This window comes from Streptomyces sp. NPDC060064, assembly GCF_042736455.1.
In the GTDB taxonomy this organism is placed as follows: Bacteria; Actinomycetota; Actinomycetes; order Streptomycetales; family Streptomycetaceae; genus Streptomyces.
In genome coordinates, this window is record NZ_JBHWWF010000023.1 from 1 (window position 1) to 16,667 (window position 16,667).

The following is a 16,667-nucleotide window of genomic DNA, read 5'->3' on the forward strand; positions in this document are numbered from 1 at the left end:
GCCTGTGGTCCGGCTCGTACTTCGCCGGGTCGGTGGGCGGGGCTCCGCTGTCGATCGTCCGTCAGTACATCGAGCAGCAGAACCGTCCGCTCTAGTCTGCCGGTCAGAGCAGCGTTCGGAATCGCTTCACCACCGGGCTGAAGCCCAGTGCACTGCGATTAGTCCCGGTAGCAGCCGGGGACGGTGCCCGGGGCCGGGGGCCGCAGACCCAGGTTGGAGGGAGCGTCGACGACCACGATATTCCGCATGCGGTACATCCTCACCGCCGTACTCTGCATCTTCAATGCGTTTCTACGGAGTGTTCGACGAGCGGAAGGCAGCGGCAGAGATGAGCACGCGGCACACGTATCGGGTGATCGTGCGCGGGACCTGGGACGGGCTGACGGACGAGTCGCGCGGCCGTCTGCTCGCCCACGTGGACAACCACGGCCTGACGCAGATGCGGTTCACCGAGGAGGGCTCGCTCACCTACGACCGTGCGCTCAAGCACTTCTCGGTCCGCTATGTCGTCGTCTCGGACGCGGCGGACGGCGAGGAGATGGCCGCGGTGATCGCCGAGGACCGGGCGGAGACGGCGCTGAAGGCTCTCGGCTGCGGCTTCGGCGAACTGCGCTCGACGGTGACCGACATGGACACCATGAAGATCAACCGCAAGGGTCGCTGAGGGCCGGGGCAGTGGCGCGTCAGCGCTTGAGCATCTCCGTTGTGACGGCCCAGCGCTCGTGGTCGCGCCAGGCCCCGTCGATGTGGAGGAAGTCGGGCGAGAATCCCTCGAGCCGGAAGCCCGCGCCGCGTACGAGTCCGATCGAAGCCTCGTTGCCCGGCTGGATGTTGGCCTCCAGCCGGTGCAGGCCCATCGGGCCGAAGGCGTACCGCAGGACCAGGCCGAGGCCTTCGCCCATCAGGCCTCGGCCGACGGCGTGCGCGAAGGCGCCGTAGCCGATCGCCCCGCTGCGGAAGCCGCCTTCGACGATGTTGTTGACGTTGATGAAGCCCGCGATCCGGCCGGAGTCACGCGCGCAGACCAGGAAGCCGGCCTTCGTCGGGTCCTCGATGAGTTTCCGCGCGTACACGGCGTACATCTCCGCCGAGGCGGGCGGAAAGAGCCAGGGCCGGTGGTGCTCGGTGCTCAGGTTCGCCAGCTGTGTGAACTCCTCGCTGTCCTCGTACGCGTAGTGGCGTATGCCGACCCGGGGACCCGCGGCGAGGTAGGGGGCGGCGTTGGAGGTCTCGGGCATCGCGCCAGATTAACCGGCTGCTCTCACCCGGCGCGCATGAGCCGGGCCCTGGCCGCCGAACTTCATGCTGCTCGGTGCTTCGCCGTGGCTCATGGGACCAGGACGAACGGATCCTGGTCCCATGAGGGCGGTGGAGCGGGCGGTACGGGTGAGCCGTGTCCGTCCGTCAGTGGTGGGCGAGGACCAGCTGCGGCTCCTCCTCCGCCGCGACCGTCTCCGGGTCGGGACGCCGGATCAGCAGCGAGGAGACAACACCGATCGCGAGCAGCGCGAGGGCCGCGTACATCGCGTGCTGGTATCCGGCCTCGGTGGGCCCGTGCGCATCGCTGCCCGCGGTGATCATCGCGGAGGCGATGGCGATGCCGAGCGAGGCTCCGATGCCGAAGCACGCTCCGTTGAGACCGGAGAGCGAGCCGGGCTTGTCCTTGGGCGCCGTCGTGACGGCGAGACCGTTGAGGCCGGTGAGCATGAAGCCGCCGTACGTCACACCGAGCGCGGCCAGCGAGGTCACCAGGATCCACTGGTTGTCCAGGAAGAACGTGGCGAAGACGAAGATCGCGAGGTTGGCGGCGGCGCCGGTGACCACGACCCTGCGCCAGCCGATCTTCGGGCCGAGCCGGCCGGTCAGCGGCGCGGAGATCACACCGATCAGCTGGATGGGCGTGAGGAAGAGGACGGCGGCGGTGACGGCGGACAGACCGAGGCCGACACGGGCGTCCTGAGAGAAGAGCGGAATGGTCAGTGCGACCGCGCCGAAGGCGCCCCCGAGGGTGCAGACCGTGGTGATCAGCAGCGGCCAGGCGCGGCGGGAGGCGAGCACCTCGATATCGATGACCGGGTTGGCGGCGCTCTTCTGCGAGACGACGAAGAGGACCAGGGCCACGAGGCCGCCGAACAGGAACCCGAGGGTGAGCGGCGAGGTCCAGCCCCAGCTCGCGCCCTGGGCGAGGCCGACGAGGATGCCGGTGAGCCCGAGGGAGAGGGCGGCGATGCCGCGTGCGTCGAAGCGGGCGTCGGCGGTGGTGGGCGGGACATCGGGGACGTACTTCCGTACGCCGATCAGGCCCGCGACCGCGATCAGCGTGGAGCAGACGAAGATGCCGCGGAAGCCGATGGTGTCGGCGATCTGGCCGCCGGCGATGGCGTCGACGCCCGCGAGGCCGCCGTTGACGGCGGTGATGATGCCTGCGGCCTTGCCGAAGCCGGCCGGGGTCAGCAGCTGGTTCAGGGTGAGGAAGGCAAGCGTGAACATCGCGGCTGACATGCCCTGGAGGATGCGGCCCGCGATGAAGATCTCGATGTTCGGGGCGAAGACGCAGAGCAGATTGCCGGCGATCAGGACGAACGCGCTCACCACCATCATGGGCTTGCGGCCGCGCTGATCGCTGAGGCGGGCGAGCGTGACCTGGCCGATGGCCGCCATCAGGAAGAAGAGCGTCTGGGAGAGGCCGGCGGCCGCGGTGGTGGTGCCGAGACGCTCGATGACATCGGGCAGCGCGGGACTGAGCATGGTCGCGTTGATCTGGTAGCCGAGCACGGCCAGCACCATGGCCAGCAGCATGGGCCCGCGGCCCGCCAGATCGGATGCGGCTCCGGAACGTGTCCGGCCGAGCGTGGGTGACATGTCGGCCCCTTTGCCTTGGATGTCATGCCTCGATAGGAACAGCGCAACCAACCTTGTCAGACAAGTTGCGCTCAGACAGACTGGAATCTACGTGCGTAGAACGTCAAGCCCCTCCTGCTGTGAATTAGGCGTGAACCGAAATCGCAGCTCACCCGAGATCCAGCGGCCATTGCTCCGCCGCGCGGGCTCACATAACTTGCTGACAAGTGAGCCGAGGAGGATCAGTGGTAGTCAGCGGGCAGCAGCGAAGGCCGGTCGTCGTCCTGTACGAGCGGATCGCGGACGCCATCCACGAAGGCACCTATCCGCCGGGCTCCACGCTCCCGTCCGAGCCCCGGCTCGCCGCCGAACTGGGGGTCAGCCGGCCCGCGCTGCGCGAGGCACTCCTGCTGCTCCAGGAGGACGGGCTGCTCTCGGTGCGCCGCGGGGTCGGCCGCACCGTCAACGACCGTCCACCGCGCCGCGGCTACGAGCACATCCAGCCGCTGGAGGAGCTGCTGTCCACCGGCTCCCCGCTCCGCGTCCGACCGCTGCTGCGCGCCGTGGAGGAGCCCACCGACTTCACCACCCAGCATCTGCTCGCACCGGCCGGGGCGGAGCTGCGGTTCTGGGAGTCACTGCTGGTCGGGGAAGGTACCGCGGCGGCGCTCAGCCAGGAGTGGGCGGCGGCGGAGCAGGTGCTGGACGAGGTGCATCCGGCCTTCGCCGCGGCACTGCGGGCCGCACCCGCACCGGCCACCTCGATGCTCGCGGTGCTGTCCGCGGCCTCGCGCGGTGTGGCGCTCACCGCACACAGCGGGGTGACGGCGACACTGCTCGGACAGCGCCGCGGAGAGCAGCTGGGCCGGGCGGCCGACACCCCTGCCGTGCTGGTCACACAGGTGGTACGAGTCGAGGACATGCCGATCCTGGCGGCCAAGCACATGCTGCCGACCGGGGCGCCCGCGATGCCCGTACTCCAGTCGAACTGAGCGCTGGCACCGACTGCGGTCGAGCCGGGAGACGGCCGTCACGGCGCCATTCCCGGACGTGCCGTACACTCCCGGGCCATGCACTTGTCTGACATCCTCCGCGCACCCAAGGCCGTTCTCCACGACCACCTGGACGGCGGTCTGCGCCCCGCCACGATCATCGAGCTGGCCCGGGAGTGCGGCTACCGCGAGCTGCCCACCGAGGACCCGGCCGCGCTCGCGATCTGGTTCCGCGACGCCGCGGACTCCGGCTCGCTCGAGCGGTATCTGGAGACCTTCGCCCACACCTGCGCGGTGATGCAGACCCGCGAGGCGCTGCAGCGGATCGCGGCCGAGTGCGCGGAGGACCTGGCGACGGACGGAGTCGTCTACGCCGAGGTGCGGTACGCCCCCGAGCAGCATCTGGAGCGCGGTCTGACCCTCGACGAGGTCGTCGACGCGGTCAACGCGGGCTTCCGCGAGGGCGAGCGTCGCAGCGGCGGCCGGATCACGGTCCGCGCTCTGCTCACCGGCATGCGGCACACCGAACGCTCCCTGGAGATAGCCGAGTTGACGGTGGCGCACCGCGACCGCGGGGTGGCCGGCTTCGACATCGCGGGCGGCGAGATCGGCAACCCGCCGGCCCGCCACCTGCCCGCCTTCCAGCATCTGAAGCGGCACAACTGCCACTTCACGATCCACGCGGGCGAGGCCGTCGGCGCCGAGTCGATCCACGAGGCGGTGCAGATCTGCGGCGCCGAGCGGGTCGGGCACGGCGTCCGCATCACCGACGACATCACGGTCCACGACGACGGCACGGCGGACCTGGGCCACCTGGCCGCGTACGTACGCGACAACCACATCGCCCTGGAGGTCTGCCCGACCTCGAACCTCCAGACGGGCGCGGCGAAGGACTACGCCACGCACCCCATCGACCTGCTGCGCCGCCTCGGCTTCCGCGTCACTCTCAACACGGACAACCGCCTGGTCTCCGGCACCACCATGAGCCAGGAGTTCCAGCACATGGTGGACGCCTTCGGCTACGGCCCGGAGGTCTTCGAGGAGTTCACGGTCGCCGCGGTCGAGTCGGCGTTCCTGCCGCTGCCGGAGCGCCGTCGGCTGATCGACGAGGTGATCCGGCCGGGGTACGCGGCGCTCGGCCGGTAACCCCGGAGGACGCCCGGCGGCTGATCCGCTGATTCAGCCGCCGGTCCGGGGGCGGATGTCCATCACCGTCCTGCGCCTGAGGTCCGCAACCCCGTCCTGCCGAAGGGGAGTTGGAGCACGCGCCGGTGTCAGACCAGCGCGGGCACCTCGAGCGTCAGCGTGCACGCGTCCGCGTCCAGCACCGCCGGCACCCCGAACGGCAACGTCAGCGCGGGCACCCCGTGCCCGAAGCCGAACTCCTCCACGACCGGCACGCCAAGGCCGCCGAGCCGGTTCTGCAGCACCGCACGCACCCGCTCGTACGGACCGCACTCCGCCCACGAGCCGAGCGCGACACCCGCCACGCCCTCCAGCCAGCCGGAGCGCAGAAGCTGGGTGAGGACCCGGTCGAGCCGGTAGTCCTCCTCCCCCACGTCCTCGATCAGCAGCAGACCGCCGCGGGCCGAGGTGCGGGCCTGCGGTGTACCGAGATCGGCGGCGAGCAGACTGACGCAGCCGCCGAGCGTGATACCGCGGGCCCGGCCGGGGACCATCGTGCGGGCGGTCTCCAGGCCGAGCGTCCGGACCGACTCGGGCTCGAAGAGCGTGGCACGCAGCGACTCCTGGGTGCGGGCGTCCTTGAGGAAAGCCGCCGCGCCGACCATGGGACCGTGCAGCGTGGCCAGCCCCATCCGCACGGCGAAAGCCTCATGAAGGGCCGTTGTGTCGCTGTAGCCGACGAGGATCTTGGGGCCGGCCGCGCGGATCGCCGCCCAGTCGAGGAGATCGACCATGCGCTGTGCGCCGTATCCACCGCGGGCGCAGATCACCGCGGAGACGGACGGATCGCACCAGGCCTCGGTCAGGTCCCGGGCCCTTTCCTCGTCCGAGCCGGCGAGATACGAGAGCTCCGGGTGCCGGCCGCGGACATGAGGCATCACGACCGGAACCAGGTCCCAGCTCCGCAGGATCTCCAGGCCCGCTTCGAGCCGCTCTTCGGGGACGGGTCCGCTGGGCGCCACGACAGCGACCCTGGCCCCCGGCCTCAGTCGCGCGGGCCGGGTCAGGGATCGGGGGCCCGGGAGTTGTACCCCGGCAGGACGCGGCAGGGTCACTTCTTGAGCTCCAGCGTGGGGACGTCGCGGCGGATGATGCCGAAGGTCTGGGCGTAGAGGGAGAGTTCGGACTCGAGGGCGCGGACCATCGTGTCGGCCCTGCGGAAGCCATGGCCCTCGCTCTCGAAGGCGATGAACGCGTGCGGGACGCCGCGGCCCGCCATCTGTGCCAGAAACCGCTCGCACTGCACGGGCGGGCAGATCACATCGTCGAGGCCCTGCAGCAGCAGGAACGGCGTGGTGATCCGGTCGACGTGGTGCAGCGGCGAGCGCTCGCGGTAGCGGCCGGGGACTTCGGCGATCGGGCCGATCAGCGATTCCAGGTACTGCGACTCGAAGTCATGGGTCCCGTCGGTGGCCCAGCTCGTCAGGTCGAGGATCGGATAGATGATGGTGCCGCAGGCGTAGACGTCGGTGCTGGTGAGGGAGGCGGCAGTGGTCCAGCCGCCCGCGCTGCCGCCGCGGATGGCGAGCCGCGCCGGGTCCGCCGTGCCTTCGGCGGCCAGCGTCTCGGCGACAGCCGCGCAGTCCTCGACGTCGACGACGCCCCACTGTTCGCGCAGCCGGTTGCGGTACTCCCTGCCGTAGCCGGTGGAGCCGCCGTAGTTGACCTCGGCGACGCCAATGCCGCGCGAGGTGAAGTAGGCGATCTCGAGGTCGAGGACGAGCGGGGCATGACCGGTGGGGCCGCCGTGCGCCCACACCACGAAGGGCGGCAGTTCGTCGTCGGGCGCGATCCGGTCCGGGCTGTGCGGCGGATAGATATGGGCGTGGATCTCGCGGTTGTCGGGGCCGACGAAGGTACGGATCTGCGGCTCCGGGTAGTACACCGGGTCCACCGGATCGTCGTGCGCCGAGCCTATGACCCGGGTCCGCCCGGTACGGGTGTCGAGCTCGACGACCTCGTACGCGCTGCGCGGGCTGGCGGCGACCCCGATCGCCCGGTCACCGTGCACGGCGAGGGTGGACGACCACTCGGTCCAGGGGCCGGCGGCGTCGACGAGCTCGCCGGTCTCCGGGTCGAGAATCCCCAGCGCGGTGGCGCCCTTGCCGTGGATGACGGCGATCAGCCCGTTCTCCAGGGGGTGGAACCACTTGAGGCCGATCTTCCACAGCGGCCCGCCGAACTCCTCCCCGCGGCCGGGACAGAGACCGGTGCGCGGTACGACCCCGGGCACCAGCCCCTCGAGCCGGATGCGCTGCAGCTCCCACCAGTTGCCGAGGTCGGAGACGAAGAGCAGCGAGCCGTCCGGGGCCCAGTCGACCTGGGCGACCGACTCGTCCGTCTCCCCGACGACGGGCCGCACACCGCCGAACGGGCCGCTCTCCGTCACCTCTCCGAGCATCACCACCGTGCCGTCCCAGGGCATCTGCGGATGGTCCCAGGCGATCCAGGCGGCGTGGCGCCCGTCCGGCGAGAGCCGCGGCCCGGTGACGAAGCGGTGCCGGTCGTCGGAGAGCTCCCGCACCGCGGCACGGTCCTCGACGGCCGAGCCGTCCAGCGGCACGGCCGCGATCACCCGGCGTACGTCCGTGGGCGCCGGGCCGGTGAACTCCTCGAGTACGCACCAGACTTCACCACGGTCCAGCCGGAGCTGCGGGTCGACCCAGCGCAGCCCGCCGCCGAGCGCCGACACCGGCGTGAGCGGACGGGGCTCGGCCTCGGGCGTGTCCGGCTCGTACACATACAGCCGCTGGTCGGGGAAGTGGACAAAGACGATGAGCGGGCCGCCTTCGGCGCGCCGGGCTCCGGCCCAGGGCTGGCCCCCGTACTCGATGACCCTGCTGCGGACGTTCCACGGGGCCGGGAGCACCGACTCCTCGCCGCCGTCGACCCGTCTGCGCATCAGGGCCCGCCTGCCGCCCTCGGCGGGGCGTGGCGCGGTCCACCACACCTCGTCGCCGACCATGCCGAGATACTCCGGGCGCCCGTCGTGCGAGGCGGCAAGCGCCGCGTCGATCGGTGAAGGCCAGGTTCCGTAGGCTCCCGTGGGTACCATTACCGATTCCCCCTAGGCCCTATGCGGACCGCAGATAGTGGTCGAGAACCTTTACGCCGAAGTGCAGTGCCTCGACCGGGACGCGCTCGTCGACCCCGTGGAACAGAGCCGCGTAGTCGAAGCCCACGGGCAGCTTCAGCGGCGAGAAGCCGTAGCCGGTGATGCCGAGCCGGGAGAACTGCTTGGCGTCGGTGCCGCCCGGCATGCAGTACGGCACGACCTGGCCGACCGGGTCGAAGCGCTCGACGGCCTCCCTCAGCTTGGCGTAGGTCGGGGAGTCGACGGGGGCCTGCAGAGCCGCCTCGCGGTGGTGGAACTCCCACTCGACGTCCGGTCCGGTCAGCCGGTCCATCGTGTCGTGGAACTCGGCCTCGCCGCCGGGCAGCATCCGCCCGTCGACATACGCGATGGCGTGCCCGGGAATGACGTTGATCTTGTAACCGGCTTCCAGCATCGTCGGGTTGGCGCTGTTGCGCACGGTCGGCTCGACCAGCGCGGCGGCCGGGCCGAGCTTCGCCATCAGCGCGTCCACGTCGAAGCCGTCCGCGTGCACATCGGTCTCGATGCCGTGCAGTACGGCGAGCTCGGCCAGCGCGGCCCGTACGGTCGGGGTGAGGCGCACCGGCCACTGATGCTCGCCGATCCGGGCGACGGCCGCGGCCAGCCGGCTCACCGCGTTGGCGCGGTTGACCTTGGAGCCATGGCCGGCCGTGCCCCGCGCGGTGAGTTTGAGCCATGCCGTGCCGCGCTCTCCGGCCGCGATCGGGTAGAGCGTCATCCCGGGCCCCGCGTGGAAGCTGAAGGCCCCCGACTCGCTGATCCCCTCCGTACAGCCTTCGAACAGGCCGGGATGGTGGTCGGCGAGGAAGCCTGAGCCGTCGACGGCGCTGGCCTCCTCGTCGGCGGTGTACGCGATGACGATGTCGCGCCGGGGCCTGATGCCCGCGCGCGCCCACGCCCGTGCGACCGCGAGGACCATCGCGTCCATGTTCTTCATGTCGACCGCGCCCCGGCCCCACACCACGCCGTCGCGGACCTCTCCGGAGAAGGGGTGCACGGACCAGTCGGCGGGCTCTGCGGGCACCACGTCCAGATGGCCGTGGACGAGGAGTGCGTCGGCGGACGGGTCGGTGCCCTCGATCCGGGCAACGACATTGGTGCGCCCGGGCGTGCGCTCCAGCAGGGTGGGTTCGAGGCCGGCGCCGGCCAGCCGCTCGGCGACATACTCCGCGGCGGGCCGCTCCTGGCAGTCCCCGCCGCCGCGGTTGGTGGTGTCGATGCGGATCAGCTCGGAGGTGAAGGTGACCACCTCGTCGAGTGCCCGGCTGTCCATGGGCGTTGTCACGTCAGCCATACTGCTCCTCCACCGCCGCAGAGACGATCGTCGTGACCGCTTTGAAGGTGCGAATGGCCTCATACATCGTCTCGCTGGTGTACGCGACACGTCGCTCACCGCTGCCTGTCACCCCGGGGACGACCGTCGCGGCCGCCGCGAGATGCTCCGCGTCGAACTCCAGCTCCACGGTGAACGGGCCGCCGCGCACCGGCTCGTGCCGTACGGCGAGTGCCGCGGCCTCCTTCGCGGCGGCGCGGATGTCGGAGGCGGTACGGGCCGGAGTGCGGCACACCGCCGCGTACCGCGACACATGGTCCTTCACCGCGACCTTGCGGGCGTCAGGCGCATAGCCGCCGGCATCCACGCAGGTCAGGTCGTCGCCGGTGACCAGCACCACCGGCACGCCGTACTCCGCGACGACATGGGCGTTGAGCAGGCCCTCGCTCGCCCGCGCGCCGTTCAGCCACACGCCGGTGATGGAGTTGGCGAGGTAGGTGTGTGCGAGCACGCCCTCCGTGCCCGCGCCGGTGTGGTAGCCGACGAAGGCGATGCCGTCCACGTCGCCGTGCTGCACGCCTTCCACCATGGACAGTGACTTGTGCTTGCCGGTGAGCATCTGGGCCCGCTCGTCGAGCCGCTCGAGCAGGAGATTGCGCATGGTCCAGTGCGCTTCGTTGATGAGCACATCATCGGCACCACCGTCGAAGAAACCGAGGGCCGCTGCGTTCACATCGGAGGTGAACATGGACCGGCAGCGCTCCCACTGGGGGGTGCCGGGCAGCACGTCGGCCGGCCAGGTCACACCGGTGGCGCCTTCCATGTCGGCGCTGATGAGGATCTTCACGGCATCACGGTACGCGTCGGCGAACGCCCGGGCCAGGACTGTTGACAGTGCCAGAGGTCTGGTCCGCCGCCGGTCCGGTCGGCCACGGGAGTCCGGCCGGCCGCCGAAACGAGGGGGCCTACGCCTGTCCGGCGCTCTCACGCCGACGGCGGCGGCGCACGACAAGCCCTCCGGCCCCTGCCGACGTCAGGATCCCGTCCGCCGCCGCACCGGGGGCGGAGCCAAGCAGCGGAAGCAGGGCAGGACCGGCGACTGCCGCGGCGCGGGCTGCTCTGCGGAACACGGCACTCCTCTCGTCGGCGGTTGCCCGACCGGGAGGAGTCAGTTCGGGCGTTACCCGTTCCGGCCGACGATCAGCCATTTCGACGGAAGCTCGATTCGCGAGCCGTCCGATGCGTACTCCGTTGTCGTCAGCGGCAGTTCACCTCGAGCGATCACCCCGAGACCCGCCATGGTGAAGAACTCCGCCACGTCCGCGTCGGGCACCGAACCCGGCTGCAGGCCGTGGCGGAACACCGGCTCAAGCTTCGGCGGCGGTCCCGCCGGTGCCTGCGCCAGGGTCCTCAGTTGCTGCCCGGCCGCCTCCGCGAGCTCCACCACAAAGGCGCGACCACGCTCACCCACCAGTAGGGCGATCGAGTCGGCCAGCGCCTGCCGGTCCTCCGCGTCGCACTGGTGGAGCACCCCGCGCATATAGACATTGGTGTCGCCGAGCTCGGCGTGCAGCTGCGCCACCATCGCCCCGTCCACCGCGTCGATCTCCCGGAACCGCGTCTCGCTCTGTTTGTCCTGCCGTCTGGCCAGCTCGATCGCGGCGGCCGACAGGTCCACGCCGAGCACCTGGGGGAAGCGGTCGGCCAGGAAACGGGTCTGTGTGCCGTTGCCGCAGCCGAGATCCACCAGCGTCAGCCCGGGATCCGTCACATGCGGTTCGTAGACCGCGAGATGGGGCCCCGCGGTGAGCGCCGGCTCCGCATCCCAGAAGACCTCGCCCGGCTCGCCGGAGGCCTCGTTCCAGAAGCCCTCCCAGGCGTCCTTGTACCGACTCGTCACGCTCATGACCAGCTCCCCAGGATATGACACGACGTCAAGATCGGTTTATCGCTCACGAGTTACGGCGACAAGTACCCGGGGCATTCCTTTACGTGGCGTTCGAGCCCACAGCCGAGTCCGCGGCGAGTCCGCGACCGAGCCCGCACCCGCCCCGAGCGCGGCTACGGCAGCGCCAGCTCGAACCAGACCGTCTTGCCGTCGGCCGTCCGGCTGGTGCCCCACTCCCGCGCCAGGCTGCTCACCACGCGCAGTCCCCGGCCCAGTTCGGCGTCGGGGCGGGCGTCGAGCAGCGTCGGCAGAGTGTGGTCCTCGTCGGCCACTTCACCCAGCAGGGATCCGGCCCGTACCAGCCGCAGCTCCGCGCGACGGCCCTGCGCGTGCCGCACCGCATTGGTGACCACTTCGCTGACCAGCAGCTCCACGGTCTCCGTCAGATCAGCGAGTCCCCAGGACCGCAGCTGTCCACGGACCAGCCGCCGGGCCCGCGCCGCTTCGCGCGGCTCCAGCGACAGCTCCCAGGCCGCCACCGACTCGGCCTCGATGCCGTTCAGCCGGGCCATCAGCAGGGCGACGTCGTCCTTGCGTCCGCCTCGGACGTTCAGCGAGCGGATGATGGTGTCGCAGGCGTCGTCCATGGAGGCCGCGGGATGGGCCGCGGATTCGCAGAGCGTCGCAAGCCCGACGCCTATGTCCTCGCCACGGACCTCCACCAGGCCGTCCGTGCACATCACGAGGCGGTCGCCGGGTGCCACGGGCACTCGTACGCTCTCGAACGGCACTCCGCCGACGCCGATCGGCGCACCGGTCGGCAGTTCCAGCAGCTCGCTGCGCCCGTCCGCCGCGCGGACGATCACCGGGGGCACATGGCCCGCGTTCGCCATCCGGAGTTCATTGCGGATCGGGTCGTAGACCGCATACAGACAGGTCGCGAGGTAGTGCTCGCCGAGGCGCTGGGCGAGGTCGTCGAGGTTCCGCAGGAGCTGCTCGGGTGGCAGGTCCAGGGCGGCCATGGTCTGTACCGCCGTACGCAACTGGCCCATCATCGCGGCGGAGTTGAGCCCGTGCCCCATCACATCGCCCACCACCAGCGCGGTGCGCGAGCCGGGCAGCTTGACGGAGTCGAACCAGTCGCCGCCGACCCGCCCCAGCAGGGTGCCCGGCAGATAGCGGGTGGCGGTGTCGCAGCCGGCCATCCGCGGGGTGACCTGCGGCAGCATCGAGTCCTGGAGGGTCTCGGCCACACTCTCCTGATAGGTGTACATACGGGCGTTGTCGAGGACGAGCCCGGCGCGGGCGGCCAGTTCGGCTCCGGTGACCCGGTCCATGTCGTTGAACAGAGCGCGCTCCGCATGGCGCAGCAGGATCATGAAGCCCAGCACCACATTGCGCGCCTTCAGCGGCACAACGAGCATCGAACGGTTGGTGATCAGGGGCCGGATGTCGCGCTTCTCGAACTGCGAGGCGATGGCATTGCCCATCTGCTCGCTGATACGCGGCACCAGCACCGGATCGCCGGTGGTCATGCACTGGAAGAACGGGGTGCGCTCGGGGAACGGCATGGATTCGCCGACCGGCACCACATCGTCCCAGCGGCCCGGCTCGTCCACATGCTCGACGGCGACGCGGTGCCACATGGTGGTGGCGTCCGGAGGTCCGTCGGGGAAGCCCTCGCCGGCGATGACCTGTTCACGCAGATAGGTGCCCGCGACATCGGTGAAGCGCGGCACGACGGCCGCGCTGACTTCCTGAATCGTACGGGCGAGGTCGAGCGAGGAACCGATGCGGCCGCTGACCTCGTTGAGGAATTCGAGCCGCTCGCGGACCGCGGCGTACTCGAGATCCTGCTGGAGATCGGCCGTGTCGACCGGCTGCCCCGCCGCTGCCGCCTCCTCTGCGGCCCGTTGCCGCGCCTTGCGCTCCGTACGCCTGGGGACACCCCAGTCCGGGGTGACCGGCACCCGGTCGTGATGGCTGAACTCGAGCACGGGATAGCCCAGGTCCAGGATCTGGGAGACGATCCGCGCCGACTCCTGGACGCTCATGCTCGGCAGGATCTCGGGGAGCCGGCGCGCCAGCTCGTCGAAGCCGGGAAACTCGGTGTGCAGGGCGAATCCGGGCGCGATGCGCTCGACACTCTCGTCCTCGGCGCCGAACTGCGCGGCGTCCGCGGCCAGTACGAGCAGACGCTCGTCGCCCGGACCGATCATGGGGTACGCCCACCACAGCACATCGACCTGGTCGCGTCCGGCTTCGGAGAGGCGGGCCCGGCCGGCCGCGGGGTAGGAGGTGAGGCCGTTCAGCGAGGCGTCGAGGCCGGGGCCCAGGCCGCCGTAGTCGTGGTACGCCTCGTAGTCACCGTCCCCCGCGAGCGCGCCGGTGACCGGGAGCAGTTCGACGGCGGGCTGTCCCACCGCCTGCTCCCTGGTGGGGCCGAAGAGGCGCTTCGCACCGGTCGACCAGTGGGACACCAAGCCGTCGCCGTCCACGACGACCACGGCAAGCGGAATCCGGCCGGCCACGGGATGCTCCCGTGGCGGTGTCGGCGGAACACCACTGTCCATGGGTGGGAGGCTCCTTCCCCGCCGCAAGAATCTGCGGCCTTACCTCTACGGTACGGCGCGGCGCGGGAAGCGCGCCGGGCAACGCCGAAATGGGGTGGTGCGCCCCCGCGCGAAACTGACGAATTGTCAGTCCTCGTGCCCCAGCTGGAGATCGCGCTCGGCCCGTCCGCCGCCCGCGACCTGCAGGACCGTCGCGACCGGCGGATAACCCGCCGCGATCACCGTGTACTCCCCCGACGACAGATCCACGAACCGGAAGCTGCCGTCGGGGCCCGTGGTGAGGGTGTCCACCACATTGCCCGCCGCGTCGAGCAGTGTGACCCGCGCGTCCTCGACCGGACGGCCGCCACCGGCCCGTACGGTGCCGCGCAGCACGGCTCCGCCCGCGAGCTCGATGTCCTGCCGGGTCTCGCGGGACGCCTGCACGCTCACGGTCTGCGCGGCGGGGCGGAAGGCGGGCGCGCTCGCGGCCAGTGTGTACTCCCCGGCCACCAACTCCGTGATCGCGTAACCGCCTTCGCGGCCGCTGCGGGTGGTGACGACGACGTCGCCGCGTACGTCGGTGAGGGTGACGGCGGCGTCGCGTACCGGCGATCCGTCGGCCGTGACGACGGTCCCGGCGAGCCTGCCCGCGCCGCCGAGGACCACATCGAGCTCGACGGGCCGCTCGCCGACGGTGACGGTGACGGCCTGCGGCTGGTGTCCGCCGGCCGCCGCGATCATGACGTACGAGCCGGCGCCCGGCACGCTGAGCGCGTACCGCCCGTCCTCGCCGCTCGCGCCGCGTCCGATCTGCTGTCCCTGTACGTCGATGAGGGTCAGGGCGGCGCGCGGGACGGTGCTGCCGTCGTGGTGCTGGACGGTGCCGCAGACCGGGACGCCGGAGGTGTACGCGGGCGTGGTGCGCGCGGCGCGATCGGCGCGCGCGGTGCGGGCCGACGGGACGGCGGCGGAGGTGACAGCGGGCTCGGCGGCCTGGGCGTTCTGGGACACCAGCGGTTTCTCCTTGAGGAAGAAGGCGATGAAGAGGCCGAGCGCGAGCACCGGCACGAAGTAGAGGAAGATCCGCGGCATCGCGTCCGCGTACGCCTGGATGTAGGCGTCACGCAGCGCGGGCTCCATCGCGTGGACCATCTGCGGAGTGATGGATTCGACGTTCGGAATGGACTGAGTGGGCAGGCCCGCGGCGGCCGGGAGCCGGTCGGCGAGCGCGTCCGTGAGCCGCTTGGCGAAGAGCGTGCCGAAGACGGCGGCACCGACGCTGCCGCCGATCTGCCGGAAGTAGTTGTTGGCGCTGGTGGCGGTGCCGAGGTCGGCGGGCGGTACGGCGTTCTGCACGGCGAGGATCAGTACCGGCAGCACCAGTCCGATGCCGACGCCGAGCACGGCCTGCCAGATGCTGTGGTCGAGCCGGGGTGTGTCGGCCTCAAGGCGCGACAGCAGCCACATACCGACGGCCGAGATCGCGCTGCCGAGGACGGGGTAGATCTTGTAACGCCCGGTACGGCTGATGAGCCGGCCGGAGATGATCGAGGCTCCGACGATGCCGCCCATCATCGGGAGCATCAGCAGCCCGGACTCGGTGGCGCTGGCTCCGTCGACCATCTGGATGAACGTCGGCAGATAGCCGGCCACGCCGAAGAGTGCGACGCCGACGATGGCGCCGACGAGGCTGGTGACGGTGAAGATCGAGTCGCGGAACAGCCGGAGCGGGATGATCGGTTCGGGGGCGAAGGACTCAACGACCAGGAAGAGCAGGATGGTTCCCGCAGCCCCGGCCGCCAGTCCCAGAATGACGCGCGAGCCCCACGCGTACTCGGTACCGCCCCAACTGGTCAGCAGGACGAGGCAGGTGGACGCGGCGGCGAGGAACAGCGCGCCGAGGACGTCGAGCCGGGCTCTGGCAGCAGGCTTCGGGAGCTTCAGCACCGCGGTGACCACGATCAGGGTGACCAGGCCGAAGGGGACGTTGAAGTAGAAGCACCAGCGCCAGGAGGCGTGGTCGGTGAAGAAGCCGCCGAGCAGTGGTCCCGCGACGGAGGCGAGTCCGAAGGCGGCGCCGATGAGACCCATGAAACGGCCGCGTTCCCGGGACGGCACGATGTCCGCGATGATCGCCTGCACGCCGATCATGAGGCCGCCGGCACCGATGCCCTGGATGGCGCGGAAGGCGATGAGCTGGTCCATGCTCTGCGACCGGCCGGCCAGCGCGGAGCCGATGACGAAGACCACGATCGCGAACTGGAAGACGCCCTTGCGGCCGAAGAGATCACCGAGTTTGCCGTAGACGGGCAGGCCGATGGTGGCGGTGAGGAGATAGGCGGTGATCGCCCAGGGCATCCGGTCCAGGCCCTGCAGTTCGCCGACAATCTTCGGGAGGGCGGTGGCGACGATCATCTGCTCGAGCGCGGCGAGCAGCAGCGCGAGCATCAGCCCGATGAAGACGAGGCGTACGCGGCGCGGGCTGAGCGCGGTGGCCTCGGCCGGTCCGGCAGGGTGAGGCGGTGCAGCCGCGGCCGCAGCCGTCTGCTCGTCCTTCACCAGAGTGATGCCGCCCACGTATCTGCTCCCCTCGTCACGCCTGCGCGGCGTAATTCTTCGCATTCCGCGCCAAGGGGGAGCAAGCGGGACGTTATCCGTGCCGGGGGCGCACGACCGGGCCCAACTGGCTCTGGCGGGGCGCACTTCGGGCGCTCATCAGGGGCTTTCCCGCGACCCGTGGCGCGCGGGGCGCATCACGGCGCCGCGGGGAAAACCACTCGAAACGGTGAGCGTGACAGCAACCCCGCAGGGCTACTTC

13 protein-coding genes are annotated in these 16,667 nt (G+C 70.7%); 4 read left to right on the plus strand and 9 right to left on the minus strand.

The annotated features are described in order from the left end of the window. Together ACFWDI_RS25520 and ACFWDI_RS25525 are read left to right on the plus strand one after the other, a co-directional pair. Positions 1–95: transposase (locus ACFWDI_RS25520; RefSeq protein ID WP_383760144.1), on the plus strand; the 95-nt coding region annotated here is incomplete at its 5' end. A 233-nt stretch (positions 96–328) separates the two neighbouring features. Further along, positions 329–664: a DUF6204 family protein gene (locus ACFWDI_RS25525; protein ID WP_385307326.1), complete on the plus strand. Its 336-nt coding sequence runs from the start codon at positions 329–331 to the stop codon at positions 662–664. Between the two features lie 19 nt (positions 665–683). Here the strand turns inward: ACFWDI_RS25525 and ACFWDI_RS25530 are convergent, their stop codons facing one another. Together ACFWDI_RS25530 and ACFWDI_RS25535 are read right to left on the minus strand one after the other, a co-directional pair. Continuing rightward, positions 684–1,238: a GNAT family N-acetyltransferase gene (locus ACFWDI_RS25530; RefSeq protein ID WP_385307126.1), complete on the minus strand. Its 555-nt coding sequence runs from the start codon at positions 1,236–1,238 to the stop codon at positions 684–686. Positions 1,239–1,404: 166 nt separating this feature from the next. Further along, positions 1,405–2,862, minus strand: a complete 1,458-nt coding sequence (locus ACFWDI_RS25535; protein WP_385307127.1) for an MFS transporter — start codon at positions 2,860–2,862, stop codon at positions 1,405–1,407. Between the two features lie 224 nt (positions 2,863–3,086). Here ACFWDI_RS25535 and ACFWDI_RS25540 point away from each other — a divergent pair, with 224 nt between their 5' ends. Both ACFWDI_RS25540 and ACFWDI_RS25545 read left to right on the plus strand, forming a co-directional pair. Continuing rightward, on the plus strand, positions 3,087–3,833 hold the full coding sequence (locus tag ACFWDI_RS25540; protein WP_385307129.1) for a GntR family transcriptional regulator: 747 nt from the start codon (positions 3,087–3,089) through the stop codon (positions 3,831–3,833). 78 nt (positions 3,834–3,911) lie between these two features. Then, complete coding sequence (locus ACFWDI_RS25545; protein WP_385307130.1) at positions 3,912–4,979, plus strand: adenosine deaminase; 1,068 nt, start codon at positions 3,912–3,914, stop codon at positions 4,977–4,979. 128 nt (positions 4,980–5,107) lie between these two features. On the opposite strand, the gene ACFWDI_RS25550 is transcribed toward ACFWDI_RS25545, so the two are convergent. The 7 genes from ACFWDI_RS25550 to ACFWDI_RS25580 form a co-directional block, all read right to left on the minus strand. Beyond that, the gene (locus ACFWDI_RS25550; protein ID WP_385307328.1) at positions 5,108–6,067 is read right to left on the minus strand and encodes an LD-carboxypeptidase; all 960 of its coding nucleotides are present in this window, start codon (positions 6,065–6,067) and stop codon (positions 5,108–5,110) included. 2 nt (positions 6,068–6,069) lie between these two features. Next, entirely contained in the window at positions 6,070–8,073 is a 2,004-nt protein-coding gene (locus tag ACFWDI_RS25555; RefSeq protein WP_385307131.1) for a prolyl oligopeptidase family serine peptidase, read from the minus strand. Positions 8,074–8,092: 19 nt separating this feature from the next. Then, positions 8,093–9,427, minus strand: a complete 1,335-nt coding sequence (locus tag ACFWDI_RS25560; RefSeq protein WP_385307133.1) for a M20/M25/M40 family metallo-hydrolase — start codon at positions 9,425–9,427, stop codon at positions 8,093–8,095. Next, positions 9,420–10,253 carry a M55 family metallopeptidase gene (locus ACFWDI_RS25565; RefSeq protein ID WP_362676785.1) on the minus strand — a complete coding sequence of 278 codons (834 nt, stop codon included), beginning with the start codon at positions 10,251–10,253 and terminating at the stop codon, positions 9,420–9,422. The genes ACFWDI_RS25560 and ACFWDI_RS25565 overlap by 8 nt, the downstream gene beginning before the upstream one ends. Positions 10,254–10,586: 333 nt before the next feature. Beyond that, positions 10,587–11,312, minus strand: a complete 726-nt coding sequence (locus tag ACFWDI_RS25570) for a class I SAM-dependent methyltransferase (RefSeq protein ID WP_385307135.1) — start codon at positions 11,310–11,312, stop codon at positions 10,587–10,589. 155 nt (positions 11,313–11,467) lie between these two features. Further along, complete coding sequence (locus ACFWDI_RS25575; protein WP_385307137.1) at positions 11,468–13,867, minus strand: SpoIIE family protein phosphatase; 2,400 nt, start codon at positions 13,865–13,867, stop codon at positions 11,468–11,470. Positions 13,868–13,993: 126 nt separating this feature from the next. Then, positions 13,994–16,426: an MFS transporter gene (locus tag ACFWDI_RS25580; RefSeq protein WP_385307139.1), complete on the minus strand. Its 2,433-nt coding sequence runs from the start codon at positions 16,424–16,426 to the stop codon at positions 13,994–13,996. Positions 16,427–16,667: the final 241 nt, after the last annotated feature.